We start from the raw sequence: 13,684 nt of genomic DNA, 5'->3' as shown, positions 1-13,684 counted from the left end.
TTTCTAAAGCGATTCATCCATGAGTGGTGGGTAAGTGGGTAGTTTTTAATATCCAGCAGAGAGCCTTGAATTTAGGAAAGGAATCTAATTGGAAAGGTGCGGTTAAACACCCTAAGGTATTAGAGCTTATAAAGGGAAAGATAGGACTTTCATATGATGAAATTTATAATATTATAAAAGGTACTGTGCTGGAAGTAAATAATGTTCCAGTTCAGAAATAATTTTAGGTATCTATTTTGTTTGATTTTTTAAAACATGTGATATAATATATTTAAATAGTTCCGTGTTATTTTGCGTTAACAATATTCCTGGTTTAAAAATGCACTATTTCCTAGAGGTGCATTTTTAATTTTTTTCTTCAGTATTTATAGTTATTTCACATTAACTTGCAGTTGCAATTCATTTCTAAAATAGCAGTATTACCAGGTGTATATATTAAAAACATTCTACTTATTTTTTATGGTTTCAATCATTCCAATAGACTTCAAAGCATCCTTAAAAGCACATATATAAATTTCTCTGTACATAATCGCCATCTGTGCATTTATAATGTCCCCATATTTCACAAATGGCTCCTGTAATTCTTCATCAATTGTGCTTAGTAATTTATCTTGTACCTCTAGCAATTGAATCTCCAATTTTTTATATTTGTTGTCTTTCTTGTTTAGGTTAAATGAAATATTATTAAGTCTCTTATCAATAAAATAATCAATAAATTCTTGGAATTCTTCCAATATAACCATACCTCCAAACATTATGTTTGTGATGTGTTAACTTTTAGTATATGTGCTTTCAAGTTGTATTCTTGCTTTATTGTATTAGCTTATCATAGCTGGTTTATGCTACTAGGCCGACTGCAACAACATTTTTGTAAGATATAAATTTAAGGAAATGCTTAGCTAAAAATACTGTATCTTGTGTAATTATTATAGCATATGTAGAAATAATTTTAAGCTTAGATTAGAGTAGATAGAAATTATTTTAGGAATATATAGTGCGTGTCTGAAAAGGCAAGTTCCTATACTATTTGCACAAAATAAATATCGAATCACAATAAACAAAGGCAAGAAAGGAAGATGCCAGCTTATCGTACCGGGTTGTAATTCTACGAAAATGCTTGATTTTATTAAAAAAGTATTTTATCAAGTGACGATCTTTATAGAGCCAGCGATCACATTTGCATGGATCTTTAGTATTGGACTTGGAAGGAATCGTGTACGATGCCTCTTTGGATGAAATATATTTTCTTATTTCCTTTGTTACATATGCCTTATCTCCTAGGATATTGCTATTCTTTATTTTTACATGAGACAGCACCTCAATGGCCAGTGTATTGTCATTTACATCGCCAGAGGATAACTGAAAATAAATCGGATTGCCTAACCCATCAACAATTGCATGTACTTTGGTCGTATTTCCACCACGGCTCTTTCCAATGTGTTGGTTGAACTCATGATTTATTGCCCCTTTTTAGCTTCTGCACTGTGCTGATGAGCCTTTACAGAAGTAGAGTCAATACTTAAATTTTCATAGTCTGCTTCTTCATTTAGGGTCTGAAAAATATTTAGTAAAGTACCGTCATCACGCCATTTACAAAACCTGCTGTATACAGTTTTCCAGGAACTGAAGCGCTCCGGTAAATCACGCCAAGCAGAACCACTTCTGGCAATCCATAGGATTGCATTAAACATAAGATGGTTGTCAATAGGAGGGCGTCCTGTTTTAGCTACCGGGAATAAATCTTTAATTTGAATCCATTGTTCATCCGACATTTCATAACGTTTTTGTGCCATAATATTAATCTCCAAGTTTTTTTCTTATTTTACCAACAATTTGGCTTTTATGCAATTTTAAGTTTTCAGACATGCCCTAATACTTTTGTAATCTCAGATACTGAATTATTTCAATAAATATAATATAATTTAAAATATAGAAACAGTAAAGAAACAAATAGTGAAATAAGAAATTAGTTAGTAGGAAAGTCTCAAAATGAGTAGAAGAAAATATGTAGGTATCTAATATTAACATAGATAGGAGATTAGGTGATATTTTTTCATCTGATAAAAGCAAGTTAAATAACCTTAAGTGTGGTTTTCATTGATAATTAAGGTTATTTTATTTGTAAAAGGTAAAGGGAGAGAGACGTGGCAAGAAAGGTGACAAAAGGAATACGTGAAGATATAGATGAGGAAATTCAAATTAAAATATGGAATGCCATTGATATGTTAAAGAGGATGGATAACTTTTCTGTGGGTCATTTACAAGTATTTGAATTAAGGAAGACAGAAGACAGTAGTATTTTCAATAATTGCTATAATCAGAAGATAACCTATTGTCGTGAAAAATCTGCATATATGGAGGAGATTTTTGTAAAAGTTGCTAATCCTGTTGATGCCGAGGTATATGTTGTAGAGGATTTAGGGCACAGTGTAATGATGAAAAACTCAGAATATTGTTGATAAGTCTACTATAGTGAGCAAAGATTTAGTAAGGGGTATTGCATTTGCAGTTTGTGGAAAAAAGTTACGAGTTATGAAAGTGGATTAGGTTGGATACTGGCGGTAGAAAATACGCTGCTGCCTATATCCTTAAACAAAGAGGATACTAAACGGAAAAGTTATATGATAATTTAGTTCCCCAATAAGGCTGTACAAAAAATAAAATTAGAGCAATTCTTTATTTGTGATTAAATACTACAGGTTAGGAGTTGCTTAATTTTATTTTTAAACTTATTGATGTTTTTTTAATTAAGGTGTGATATAAGAACTTGTTTACCGACGAACTTCCATAAAGTTCATATTGTGATTTGCCGATATTAGTATAAGATTAAAATATAAAATATTCATATTAGGATATAAATTAAGCCAAATCTAATGGTGATGGAGGTACATCATGCTTTTGTGGATAGGAAAAAAAATTCACTCTATGCTAAAAGTTAACCCAAAGAGCAAATATAAATACGAAATTTGGGATGAAATATTATAGGAAACAGGGGGACAAAGAAGTATGTTTTGTATTTGGGCACTTTTAGGACATACGGAGTCAATGGTGCAACCGACCTAATTTTACCGTTTATATGGTTAAATTGGGTCTTTTTATTTTATATAGAGAATTAAGTGATATTACTGTTGGAAAAAACGGGGGAAATACATTATGAAGGTTATTATTTTATCAAGTTGTGCTTTAATAATGGAGGGTATATACTCAGTTGTATCAAGGTGTAATTGTGCTAACATAATGCTTGTTGCAGAAACATTAGAGGAAGCAGTGTCATTAATTAAATCAAGTAAGATTAATACTGTTTTATTGGATTTGCATCAAAAAAATAAAGATGAATTGCTGCTAATTAAAGAAATGAAGGAAAGTGGTGTTAAAAGCAAATTCATAATGTTGGATTTTAATGAAGATAAAAATATTTTTGTAGAAGCCATTAGGTGCGGTGTAGAGGGGTACATATTAGGAAAATCAGATGAGATGGAACTTTTATGCATTATAGATAGGATTTACAGAGGGAAAAAATACTATGATTCTTATTTTATAGACTGTATGATGAGAGAAAATACCATGGAACCTGAAAGAATAGAACAGCTTACTCAAAGGGAGAAAGAAGTTTTATGTCAAATAGGAAAAGGTTTGAGTAATCAAGAGATATCAAAAAAACTTCATATTTCTGAGAATACAGTAAAAAAACATAATAATCATATATTTGACAAACTCAATATAAGAGATAGAACACAGGTGGCCTTGTATGTTAACAGGTGGGGAATATCAGGTGTTAATTATAATTCTAACGTGTGTTAAATATATAGTGATTTAGCTGGAATACTATGTAATAAATAGTTTGTCATATTACTAATAATTCCAATGAAATTGACATCATAAAACCTTATAGATTGTATCATAGGATGAAAGCTTTAGAGATTATCCCTAAATAATCTGTGTTTTTCTAAAAGCAATAAAAGCGCATGCAAAATTAATAAGGCCCAAATGGGAAATATCTGTTTTCTCAAATCGAACGAGCAATTTTCTAAAATGATTCATCCATGAATGGGTTACTTCTACTACCCAACGACGAGCTTTATAATTTGGATTGTTCTCCATATTCTTTTTTTCTTATCTTCGGGAAACTACATGAGGAATATAGCCTCTAAGAACTATAATTTCTAAAGCTGGCTCTCCAGTATATCCATTGTCCGCACAAAGGTTTTGAGGATTTTTAACTGTGGGTTCTGGTTGTTCTATAGCTATGGAATTTAGTACTTCTCTCAGTTGCGATACATCATGACGATTTGCTCCTGTTACCACTACTGATAACGGTACTCCTCTGCCGTTTACGAGGATATGCTTTTTGATCCCGTTTTTTTCCTCGAACTGTTGGATTTGCCCCAACAGATTCTTTTGCAAAAGGAGCTTTATTCATACTTCCATCCATACTAAGCCACTCTCAATCAATTCCTTGGATTTCGTTGTATCTAGCTTCCACATATTCTCAAGTACTCCTGCCTTGCACCATGCCATAAAATATCTGTGAATTGAACTAGATGCTCCAAACTTTTCTTTTGGTAGTGCCTTCCACTGTATACCTGTTTGAAGTATATAAAAAATTGCTTCTAAATATTTTTCTTGATTCCATTGGCTTTCTTCAAGCACCAGCAGCTCGTTTATATTCTTTATTCGGTTCTCTTTGTTTCTTAGGTATTAGATTTTTTACTTCTTCCCAAAACTCATCAGTTATCTCCCATGATTGCTTTTGTATCATTTGTACAATCCTCTCTATCCCGTTTTTTAATTATCGTATCATACCAGAAACTATTTAGGGATAAGTTCTTAATGTAGGAACAAGCATATCTTTTGGAAATTTACGAGAAGGTGATCTAGTTTTCTTTTCGTTCACAAGTAATGGAGTTATAAGCCATGTTGGAATTTATATTGGTGGAGGACAATTCATAAATGCTTCATCCAGCAAAGGTGTTGTAATTTATCCACTAGGTCCGTATTGGCGATCAGCCTACGTAGGAGCAAGACGAGTGATTCAGTAGAATACATATAGTAAGAATATGAAATAAATTTTAATCGGAGGGAAGAGATATTTTAACAGCTTCCTTCTATTTTTTTATGCAGTGAAATGGGATAAAATCCCTATATTCAAAAGCCATATGATTAAGCAGAAAGTCTATTTATTGTACCATCTCCATGTACCAACCCTCCTTAGTTGTATATCAAATCGGGCTTGGGTATAGCCCGTATAATGGATAAGTAGGCGAGTAGTAATGAACACTATGTTATTAATTAGCAACTATTTGAGTAACTTCATATAATATTATAGTAGTAATGAAATAAGGTTTTTTACTAATTCCGCAAATCTAAGCTTCCTGCCCATAGAAGGTGATAGGCATAAATGGCGACAAGGAGCAATTTTTACGGAATTGTAAGGCTATATTTTATTAAGTTATTTAAAAGGTGAATGAGTATGGCAATGAGACCACAAATTTTGCGAGCAGGAGATACAATTGGAATAGTTACTTTAGGGAGTCCATTATCTGCGGATGTCATTAATGTTGGTATACAGACTCTTAAGAATATGGGCTTTAATGTAGTTCTAGGAAAATATGTGTACTCTTATGGTGGATATATTGCAGCTACAGAACAACAGAGAGCCTCTGATTTGATGGAAATGTTTAGAAACCCCGCTGTGAGGGCCATTATCCCCTCAAGAGGTGGAGTAGGTGTTGCAGGTATTATACCATATCTTGATTACTCTGTTATCTCACGAAATCCTAAAATTATCACAGGTTACAGTGATATAACCATTTTATTAAATGTTTTGTATACATGGGCTAACTTAATTACTTTTCATAGTCTTCTTTTAATAGACTTTAAATCGGCTACGCCTGCATATAACATGAATCAGTTTTTCACTGCTACATCTACACTTATCTCACCAAGGAAACTTGAAAATCCTCCTGGAATGCCCCTAATAAGCAGGGTCCCTGGAAATGTAACGGGAGCTATAGTAGGAGGTAATCTTACATCTTTTGTAGATAATCTTGGCACTCCATTTGAAGTTGATACTGGAGGAAAGATACTCTTAATAGAAGAAGTTGATGAACCTATTAATACAGTTTACAGACATATAAAGCATTTAATATTAGCAGGTAAACTTACGGATTGTGCGGGCATCATTATGGGTCAATGCACGAATTGTGAGTCTGCATATGGTAAATCATATGAGAATTTAATTAATGAAGTTATAATGCCATTGAATAAACCTCTTATGACAAATTTAGCATCAGGACATGGTATATACAAAATGGCTATACCTGTAGGTGCTCAAGCTAACCTTAACACTTATAATAATACGTTGACAATACTTGAACCAACAGTACGTATATAAAAAGGCAGCAATGTTTTTGGGCTATTGTGGAATTTCATAATTAGTTTACTCCACATCTTATTGATTTCTTTATATTTTACAGCTTAAATATTTATAGTAGAATCAAAAGCCCCTGTATCACGTGTAGAAGTGATATAGGGGCTCTATATTATTGTGAAAAGTAGAAAAATCATTGAACAGTTATATTATTCGAAGTCTTCCAAAAATAATTCAAACAAATATTGGTAATCGATTATGCAGGCATTGATAATGGATATCCATTATCGCTTGTTAGGAAGTTCTCTAATACCCTTTTTTGTTATCATTGCACCTGTATGTTATACTAAAAATATATTTAATAATACAAAAGGAGATGACATTGATTCTTATTTATCCAATAAGTTATGGTGAATATGAATCTTATGATTATGAAATTTAAAAGGGTTATATTTATAGTTATTGTTTTTATTTTAGTATCATATGGAGCATTTTGTTTAAGCTATACTTTATATAACAAAGCTAACATAGTAAAGTTTACAATACCAGAAGGGTATACAAATGAACAGATAGGACAAGTATTACAAAAATCAGGATTGGTTACAGAAAAAGATTTTGTAAATGAAGCCGAAAACTGGACAGATAATAGTTACTGGTTTTTAAAGGGATTACCAAATGATAAACATAAATTAGATGGTTTTTTGTTTCCTGCTTCATACTCTTTTCCCAAAAATACATCAAGTAAAGTAATTATAAATAAGATGCTTAGAACTTTTGAACTAAACATAGAACCTGATAAAAATTACATAACTAAAAACAAACTAAATATAAGGAATATTGTAATAACAGCTTCTCTAATCGAAAAAGAAGCAGGTAAAGATGTAGACAGGCCCAAAATAGCAAGTGTTATTTATAATAGGTTAAATAAAAATATGCCATTGCAAATAGATGCAACAATCCTATATGTAGTTGGGCATAAGGACAAATTATACGATAAAGACCTAGCAGTACAATCCCCATATAATACCTATTTAAATAAAGGGCTACCACCATCACCTATATGCAATCCAGGAATTAAGTCAATAAACGCTGCTATTCATCCCGCAAATACTGGCTATCTTTATTATGTATTAAATAATAAAACTAATGAGCATATATTTTCCAAAACATATGTTGAACATACTAAAAATGTATCTTTATATATAAAATAAAAAATGAATATGGTCATTTTCTCTAATAACTGTACACCTTGTTAAAAGTGTTTTTATTAGGTGTTAATCTAACTTAATAGGAGTACATTTATATGTATTTTTTTGAAAAAGGAATTATATGTCTTTATATCTTTATAGGTTGTGTTATATTAATGAACTACTAAAAGATATTGAAAAAAACAGGAATGAAGGGCTTGGAAAACCTGAAGCATTAAAACATGAATTATCAGGATATTGGAGCAGAAGGATAACAGATGTTTCTTTAATAACTTTTACACCCTGTTAAGACCAGCTATAAAAAGTCAGTAAGAAATTAAACAAAATATTTTAATCTAAAAAATAGTACAATGAACTCGCCCCCTAACAAGAATATGATAAGGGAAGTATACGAAATCCTCCTAAACATATTTTTGCTAGGGGGCTGACTTATCCTAAGTCGTTAATATAATCATTAAGAACAAAAGCTCCGGAATCTACTAGGGCTTATTATATCAGTTCTTATTTTCTGATTCCATGAGTCAAATCTCTTGATGCTTATGATTAATATAACACTTAAGTATATTAGATAAATTATACGGGGAATTATACTGGGGAAAAAAGACTAAACTACGGTATGATGTGAAAAAGTAGAAAAGTAAGTAAAATATAAATAATCAATTAGCTACAATTATTAACATGTCTTAGTACTGGAGAAGATGATATGTGATATAGTGGAAAGTCTTACTTCACCTAAAGGTACAACTGACCCAATCTACAAGAATTTTAGTGGAGACTGTTTTTTGCGGTATAAGGGGTGATTTTTTGTGAAATATTTTAAAAGGGCCAGTGAATATTATAATAGACAAGATTATAAAAGAGCTATTGCAATTTATAATAGGGCAGTAAAAAATAGAGACAATGAACTAGCTTCCGTGCATAATATTGCATTATGCCATGTTAAACTAAAACAGTATAATAAGGCTATTCCATTACTAAAAATTACTACTGCTAAAAATCCCACAGGAAATTACTTTTTTAATTTGGCTTATACATATATGATGGTAAAGAACTATAAAAAAGCTCTTGTATATTTTAATACAGCTTGGTCTCTTTCTCCGGAAAATAGCAACTGTGCTACAATGATTAATTACATATTGAGTATATATAGAAAAAGTAAGAGTGTAGATAAGTTTGTGTAAATTTACAAATTCATCTATAAAATAAAAGCTTAAATAAAGGAATTAATGGTAGTACAACAAAGGTGAAAAATGCAGGTTTTAATGCAAGCAGAAACATAGTTAAGAGTGAGAAATACATAACTGATAAAAGTGGGTATTATATACATCATATAGAAGAATAATTTTAAAGTTAATATGACAGGGCGATTTAGCGTCCTAAGTCTGAGGACATTGGTGGTGTTAACGTAAATCCAAGGTATGTCACTCGGAAAGGGTTAACTCTAGGCAATATCTAATTGCCTAGACATTCCACAGATAAAATATTGCAGTAAAGATATTCTTTAGATGATATGTTTTTAAGTATTGATTTTATAGAATTACATAGTTATTTGAAAATTTAATGATTTACATTACTATAGGTTTACTGCAAAAAATTTAATTTTGCATATTCACAACATAGTAAAATCAATAGTTCAAAAGTCATGAAAATGGTGGTTATATATTAACTGTGTGGTATGTAAATTAATTGGTTCAATAAGCAGAGAGCGAACAAGTAAGTATACAAGTTATATATTAACTATGTGGTATGTAAATATCCTTTTAAGGCTGAATCTTCAGTTCTCCTTTAATTTAACACTCCTATAGGAATCAACTCAATACATAAGATACATTATGTATTGAGTGCTTAATTCAATTATAAATATTACAAATCAATACTTAAATAAATTACTATTTTTAGGGGAGACTGCAAGGGACGGTAAGTTATTTAGATTTAAAATTAAAAGGGATACATCTATAAGAATTGAAGAAATTGATGGAGCGAAGTTGGATAGGCTCTCACCTATAGAAAGAAAAGGACTTGAGAAAGAAGTTGAGGAATGGAAAGGCAGGGCAGAAAAGGCTCTTGCTAAAATAAATATGATTAGCATGGGAGCTATTTATAATCAGGAGATGGGCTAAGCAGGATAATAAGCTGAGTGGTCTGAAATATAAAATATTTCAAACCTTATAATGTGATGTAATTTAAAGGTAAAAGAGTATAAAATATAAAGAAGAATAAATCACTAAAACAATAAACTATTATTTTTAAAAAGGGAAACGAAGAATTTCATTTCCCTCTAATAATCTATTTTAGCATATTCCGTCTCTAAATCCGTGTCCACATCCGCACAATAATAATAAAATTATTATTATAACTATTACTTGGTTTCCATGACCACAATTATGACGTCCGCATGACATAAAGATCTCCCCTTTTTATCTTAAACATATATTTTTAGTTATCCAATTTATGATCATTTGTTTTATATCTTATTGCTTTAATTAAGCCTATAAGATTTCAGTAAGTTTTTTATTATTCTGTAATTTAGAACACTTTACTTATCATCTTTTGTTATATACTTTTATAATATTAAACATATACATAAATGTTACCTTGTTAGATAAATAGACATAGTAAAAAATCCATAAGTTATAGGCGGTCAATAAGGGGCAGCTTGTATATTGAGTCATGTAATTGGTGTCTAGGAGATATGATTGTATTATTACTCTTAGTGATGGTAATAAAGTAACTTTACTTTAAATATAAGCCCTTTAAGCTTATTAATTAGAAGATGCTTTATGAGTGAGAATTATGATGCAAAATTATGGGAGGAAAAGCATAAGAATATTAATGAAAGAATAGCAAGTCTATGCAAACAATTAGAAAGTCTAGTTAATACCTTGAAATGGGGCTTTGGAGTTTTAGTGGCTTCTTTTATGACATTCTTTCTTTACTTGCTTGAATCACGTTTAAAGTAAGGGGGTGATTTTATGTTAAAGGGTATAGATATAAACTCTGATAATTGGGTATCAGATTGGAACAAGGTAAAAAATGCAGGAATTCAAGTTGTCATAAACAAAGCTACGGAAGGCATTTATTATAAAGACAAGTATTTGCCTTACAGAGTAAGTACTTGTAAAGAACTAGGCATAAATATAGGTGTTTATCATTTTGCAGGTCATCAAGATGTAACAGCAGAAGTTAATGCTTTTATATCATATACTGAAGATTATGACTTAGACACTATTTTCTGGTTAGACATAGAACAACCACCCGGTTCTTATTCATGGGTGTGGTCTGGAAATGACCCTGCTAATTTCGTAAATGCTTTTATCAATCTATTCAAGCAGAAGACCAGTAAGGAAATAGGAGTTTATACTAATAAGTATTTCTATGAAACTTTTTTAGAAGGTAAAATAGACTCTAGTTTGAAATTATGGATAGCTAATTTTGGAGTAAGTACTAATCCATATCCTCAATCTTCATGGCAATATTCAGAAACTGGTTTAGTTGATGGTGTTGATGGATATGTAGATATGGATTTGTTTGCAGAAGAAATATTAGTTACAGGAGAGGGTGATGGAAAGGTGGACAGTATTGTAATTTATAATTATGGCCCAGACATGCACAGCGCAGAAATATTGGCTGATTATTTGAAATGCCCTACTATTAGCAACGGAAGGTCATTTGATTATAGTGTTGTAAAAAATGTATATGCAGTAGGTGGCACAAAAGACCAATATACAAGCCGTTTAACTAAACTGATCAGTGGTCAAGATAGATATGCAACTTGTCAAGCTGTATTAGATTTTATCAAAAATGGAGGGAATAAAATTGAAGATAAAAGTTTAAATATGACAGACGTAGAAGAGGTAAGAAAGAATATAAGTGATGTAGAAGTTTATGGAGATGAAGACACTTTTGCATTACTTCATAAAGCTAGCTCTGAAAAACAAGGCTGGATGAAAAGCACTAAGATATGTAATGTTCCGGGTGGTTGTATAGTTCAATGCGCTACTCAACAAAAAAATCCAGACGGTAGTTATGCAGTTGCAGAAGCAGTTACTTTTGCACCTAACGTACAACTAGACAAAGAAAGTAATCCTAGGAAATTAGTAGTGATTAAATGAAGTAATTAAAGGGCATAGCAATATGCTCTTTTTTAATATAAAAAAACAATAGAAATATTTCAAAGGAAGTGAGTTAACTCGCAAAAAAGGAAAAGTAAGAATATCTTTAGTCGTGTATTGTTGTTCTTGTAAATACTAGCATAGTATGGATAAGGGATGGTCATTTAATAGATATCATGAAAAGCCTACTTTTTGAAATTATAGAAAATTAGGAGGAAAATACAATGGGGAAAAAATTAAAGTATAAATATAATCTAAAGAGAGAAGGAATAAAAAAAGGAGCTCAATTATTTCATGAAGAAATAAAAAAGACACAGATAGTACCTCAAAATGCAGATTTAAGAGCAGGATATGGCCCAATAAAAGACCAGGGTGAGTTGGGAGCTTGCACAAGTTTTAGTGCATGTAGTGTATTAGAATATCTATTAAACAAGAACATCTCTTTATCAGAATTGTATTTTTACTATCAAGAACGTAAAGAGGATGGCGATATAAAGCAAGATGCAGGAAGTACAATCTCTAGGTCAGCTATAGTTGCAACTACCATAGGAACATGCACAGAGGCATTAGATCCTTATGATATAAGTAAGTTTACTAATGCTCCATCTGTAGCTATGGATGCAGAAGCCAAAAATCACAAGGCAGTTAAAAGATATGCGATCACAACTGTAGATGATATTTTATACTCAGTAGGTGTATTGAAAAGGCCAGTATTAATAGGCATAGATGTATACGAAAGCTTTGAGGATATAGGCTCAGATGGGGGTATGTGCCAATGCCTTCAAGACACGAGCAGTTACTAGGAGGACATGCACTCAATATCTGTGGCTACTTCTATAACAATAAGAATGTCTTTGAAAAAATAGAAGATGAATTTGAAAGAGTTATTTTCAAGACAAACTATAATGGATTATATTTCATAATTAGAAATAGTTGGGGAAGTACTTTTGGTGATAAAGGATATATTTATATGCCTGTACAATATCTGCTTAAATATTCATCTGATTGGTGGCATATTGATTTAAAATAAAACGCTATATCCCACTCCTTTTGGGGTGAGAATTTTAATAATGAAAGATTTATTAACGCAAGCAATATTTTATATCATAGCTATTGACACATACTAAAAGAATATCCACAATTTACGTCAGAAGAGATAATCGCCAAGGTTATTGCAGCTATTGAAAAAAAACATGGCTTCACTTACTTTACAGCTGAAGAGATTAAATCTATGCTAGAAGCTATTCTAAAAGATTTAAAGTTTAATCCTACTGATATATTAAACATAAATATTACTGATGAATTAGAAAATATTATAAAGAATAAAACTGATGCTAAAGTCTATGGCTTAAAATCGCCGGATGGACGAAGAAATCAATGCCAAAATCCCTTAGCTCAACAAACCATACAATTCCAATCACAAATTGCCCAACAGCAAGCTACTATTTCTATTGTGCAGACTCAAAATGCAGAATTGCAGCAAAGAATTAATACTATACAGAATACGGTACAGACTGGACAGGATACTAATATTCAGCTAGTACAATGAATTCAGTGGTCTTAACAGGCCACTATTTTTTATTTAGAATAAAGAAGGAATATATATATTTTTGCAGAATATATACATGTGTAATTTATAAGAAGGTGATAGAATGTTTACTTCAAGAAAAGCATTTATATTATTAATTAAAATAAAGATGGCAAGATTAGAACTGAGAGTTTATAAATTAGCTATCTTGGTTTTTCCTTCATTTGCAAATATGTATAGAAACAATCTTCAGAACAAATTAAATAAACTTAATTCGGAAGCACTAGATAAATTATATTAATTCTATATATCTCTAAAAGTAATTATTATTAGCAAAAAGCTGACCAAAGGCCAGCTAAAAAAATTTGAAAGGAATAATGTTACTTTATATAGTATGACCAAAATTTATAAATTGAGTACAATAAATAGAAAGTAAACAATTAAAGTGTAGGATGCATAGTAATAA

Annotated in this window: 17 protein-coding genes, 2 pseudogenes and 1 riboswitch; of the genes and pseudogenes, 16 read left to right on the top strand and 3 right to left on the bottom strand. The window is 31.1% G+C overall.

Annotated elements, in window-relative coordinates; all coding sequences use genetic code 11:
• The first annotated feature begins 65 nt into the window (after positions 1–65).
• The gene (locus ACJDU8_RS19655; RefSeq protein WP_406793869.1) at positions 66–221 is read left to right on the top strand and encodes a hypothetical protein; all 156 of its coding nucleotides are present in this window, start codon (positions 66–68) and stop codon (positions 219–221) included.
• A gap of 225 nt (positions 222–446) precedes the next feature.
• On the opposite strand, the gene ACJDU8_RS19650 is transcribed toward ACJDU8_RS19655, so the two are convergent.
• Positions 447–734, bottom strand: a complete 288-nt coding sequence (locus ACJDU8_RS19650) for a hypothetical protein (RefSeq protein WP_406793868.1) — start codon at positions 732–734, stop codon at positions 447–449.
• Positions 735–1,023: 289 nt separating this feature from the next.
• Positions 1,024–1,796 (bottom strand): IS5 family transposase gene (locus ACJDU8_RS19645; RefSeq protein ID WP_406793908.1). Its coding sequence is split into 2 segments (ribosomal slippage): positions 1,024–1,466 and positions 1,466–1,796, totalling 774 coding nucleotides; the frame shifts between segments, so codons are not numbered across the junction.
• A 348-nt stretch (positions 1,797–2,144) separates the two neighbouring features.
• On the opposite strand from ACJDU8_RS19645, the gene ACJDU8_RS19640 reads away from it, so the two are divergent.
• The 3 genes from ACJDU8_RS19640 to ACJDU8_RS19630 all read left to right on the top strand — a co-directional run bounded on the left by ACJDU8_RS19640 (position 2,145) and on the right by ACJDU8_RS19630 (position 3,801).
• Positions 2,145–2,459: a DUF960 family protein gene (locus ACJDU8_RS19640; RefSeq protein ID WP_406793867.1), complete on the top strand. Its 315-nt coding sequence runs from the start codon at positions 2,145–2,147 to the stop codon at positions 2,457–2,459.
• A gap of 51 nt (positions 2,460–2,510) precedes the next feature.
• Positions 2,511–2,633 (top strand): hypothetical protein, encoded by a 123-nt coding sequence (locus ACJDU8_RS19635; RefSeq protein WP_406793866.1) that lies wholly within the window; start codon positions 2,511–2,513, stop codon positions 2,631–2,633.
• Between the two features lie 350 nt (positions 2,634–2,983).
• A riboswitch (cyclic di-GMP riboswitch) is annotated at positions 2,984–3,069 on the top strand.
• Positions 3,070–3,153: 84 nt separating this feature from the next.
• Positions 3,154–3,801 carry a LuxR C-terminal-related transcriptional regulator gene (locus tag ACJDU8_RS19630; protein WP_406793865.1) on the top strand — a complete coding sequence of 216 codons (648 nt, stop codon included), beginning with the start codon at positions 3,154–3,156 and terminating at the stop codon, positions 3,799–3,801.
• Between the two features lie 126 nt (positions 3,802–3,927).
• Here the strand turns inward: ACJDU8_RS19630 and ACJDU8_RS19625 are convergent.
• Positions 3,928–4,759: pseudogene (locus ACJDU8_RS19625) on the bottom strand (IS5 family transposase).
• 73 nt (positions 4,760–4,832) lie between these two features.
• Between ACJDU8_RS19625 and ACJDU8_RS19620 the strand changes: the two are divergent.
• The 12 genes and pseudogenes from ACJDU8_RS19620 to ACJDU8_RS19565 all read left to right on the top strand — a co-directional run.
• Positions 4,833–5,039, top strand: a pseudogene (locus ACJDU8_RS19620) (C40 family peptidase); the annotation flags it as partial.
• Positions 5,040–5,470: 431 nt separating this feature from the next.
• A complete protein-coding gene (locus ACJDU8_RS19615; RefSeq protein WP_406793864.1) occupies positions 5,471–6,394 on the top strand; it encodes a S66 peptidase family protein in 924 nt (307 codons plus the stop codon).
• Positions 6,395–6,795: 401 nt separating this feature from the next.
• On the top strand, positions 6,796–7,581 hold the full coding sequence (gene mltG / locus ACJDU8_RS19610; protein WP_406793863.1) for an endolytic transglycosylase MltG: 786 nt from the start codon (positions 6,796–6,798) through the stop codon (positions 7,579–7,581).
• 118 nt (positions 7,582–7,699) lie between these two features.
• Positions 7,700–7,867: a type II toxin-antitoxin system YoeB family toxin gene (locus ACJDU8_RS19605; RefSeq protein WP_406793862.1), complete on the top strand. Its 168-nt coding sequence runs from the start codon at positions 7,700–7,702 to the stop codon at positions 7,865–7,867.
• A 517-nt stretch (positions 7,868–8,384) separates the two neighbouring features.
• Positions 8,385–8,759 (top strand): tetratricopeptide repeat protein, encoded by a 375-nt coding sequence (locus ACJDU8_RS19600; protein WP_406793861.1) that lies wholly within the window; start codon positions 8,385–8,387, stop codon positions 8,757–8,759.
• Positions 8,760–9,419: 660 nt separating this feature from the next.
• Entirely contained in the window at positions 9,420–9,698 is a 279-nt protein-coding gene (locus ACJDU8_RS19595; protein ID WP_406793860.1) for a hypothetical protein, read from the top strand.
• A 660-nt stretch (positions 9,699–10,358) separates the two neighbouring features.
• Complete coding sequence (locus tag ACJDU8_RS19590) at positions 10,359–10,538, top strand: hypothetical protein (RefSeq protein WP_406793859.1); 180 nt, start codon at positions 10,359–10,361, stop codon at positions 10,536–10,538.
• Between the two features lie 12 nt (positions 10,539–10,550).
• Entirely contained in the window at positions 10,551–11,690 is a 1,140-nt protein-coding gene (locus ACJDU8_RS19585) for a GH25 family lysozyme (protein WP_406793858.1), read from the top strand.
• Positions 11,691–11,914: 224 nt separating this feature from the next.
• Positions 11,915–12,493 (top strand): C1 family peptidase, encoded by a 579-nt coding sequence (locus ACJDU8_RS19580; protein WP_406793857.1) that lies wholly within the window; start codon positions 11,915–11,917, stop codon positions 12,491–12,493.
• The gene (locus ACJDU8_RS19575; RefSeq protein WP_406793856.1) at positions 12,466–12,720 is read left to right on the top strand and encodes a C1 family peptidase; all 255 of its coding nucleotides are present in this window, start codon (positions 12,466–12,468) and stop codon (positions 12,718–12,720) included. Before ACJDU8_RS19580 ends, ACJDU8_RS19575 begins: the two co-directional genes overlap by 28 nt.
• Before the next feature lie 201 nt (positions 12,721–12,921).
• On the top strand, positions 12,922–13,239 hold the full coding sequence (locus ACJDU8_RS19570; RefSeq protein WP_406793855.1) for a hypothetical protein: 318 nt from the start codon (positions 12,922–12,924) through the stop codon (positions 13,237–13,239).
• Positions 13,240–13,342: 103 nt separating this feature from the next.
• The gene (locus ACJDU8_RS19565) at positions 13,343–13,519 is read left to right on the top strand and encodes a hypothetical protein (protein WP_406793854.1); all 177 of its coding nucleotides are present in this window, start codon (positions 13,343–13,345) and stop codon (positions 13,517–13,519) included.
• Positions 13,520–13,684 lie beyond the last annotated feature (165 nt).

It is taken from the genome of Candidatus Clostridium eludens, from assembly GCF_045310515.1.
GTDB lineage: Bacteria > Bacillota > Clostridia > Clostridiales > Clostridiaceae > Clostridium_B > Clostridium_B eludens.
Note: the sequence above shows the minus strand (reverse complement) of the source record. Positions and strands in the feature narration are given on the sequence as shown.

Excerpts from the sequence above, each read along its gene's own strand:
- ACJDU8_RS19570 (WP_406793855.1), top strand. The coding sequence starts at position 12,922 with ATGCTAGAAGCTATTCTAAAAGATTTAAAGTTTAATCCTACTGATATA.
- ACJDU8_RS19590 (WP_406793859.1), top strand. The coding sequence starts at position 10,359 with ATGAGTGAGAATTATGATGCAAAATTATGGGAGGAAAAGCATAAGAAT.
- ACJDU8_RS19580 (WP_406793857.1), top strand. The coding sequence starts at position 11,915 with ATGGGGAAAAAATTAAAGTATAAATATAATCTAAAGAGAGAAGGAATA.
- ACJDU8_RS19630 (WP_406793865.1), top strand. The coding sequence starts at position 3,154 with ATGAAGGTTATTATTTTATCAAGTTGTGCTTTAATAATGGAGGGTATA.
- ACJDU8_RS19575 (WP_406793856.1), top strand. The coding sequence starts at position 12,466 with ATGCCTTCAAGACACGAGCAGTTACTAGGAGGACATGCACTCAATATC.
- ACJDU8_RS19585 (WP_406793858.1), top strand. The coding sequence starts at position 10,551 with ATGTTAAAGGGTATAGATATAAACTCTGATAATTGGGTATCAGATTGG.
- ACJDU8_RS19615 (WP_406793864.1), top strand. The coding sequence starts at position 5,471 with ATGGCAATGAGACCACAAATTTTGCGAGCAGGAGATACAATTGGAATA.
- ACJDU8_RS19605 (WP_406793862.1), top strand. The coding sequence starts at position 7,700 with ATGTCTTTATATCTTTATAGGTTGTGTTATATTAATGAACTACTAAAA.
- mltG (WP_406793863.1), top strand. The coding sequence starts at position 6,796 with ATGATTATGAAATTTAAAAGGGTTATATTTATAGTTATTGTTTTTATT.
- ACJDU8_RS19565 (WP_406793854.1), top strand. The coding sequence starts at position 13,343 with ATGTTTACTTCAAGAAAAGCATTTATATTATTAATTAAAATAAAGATG.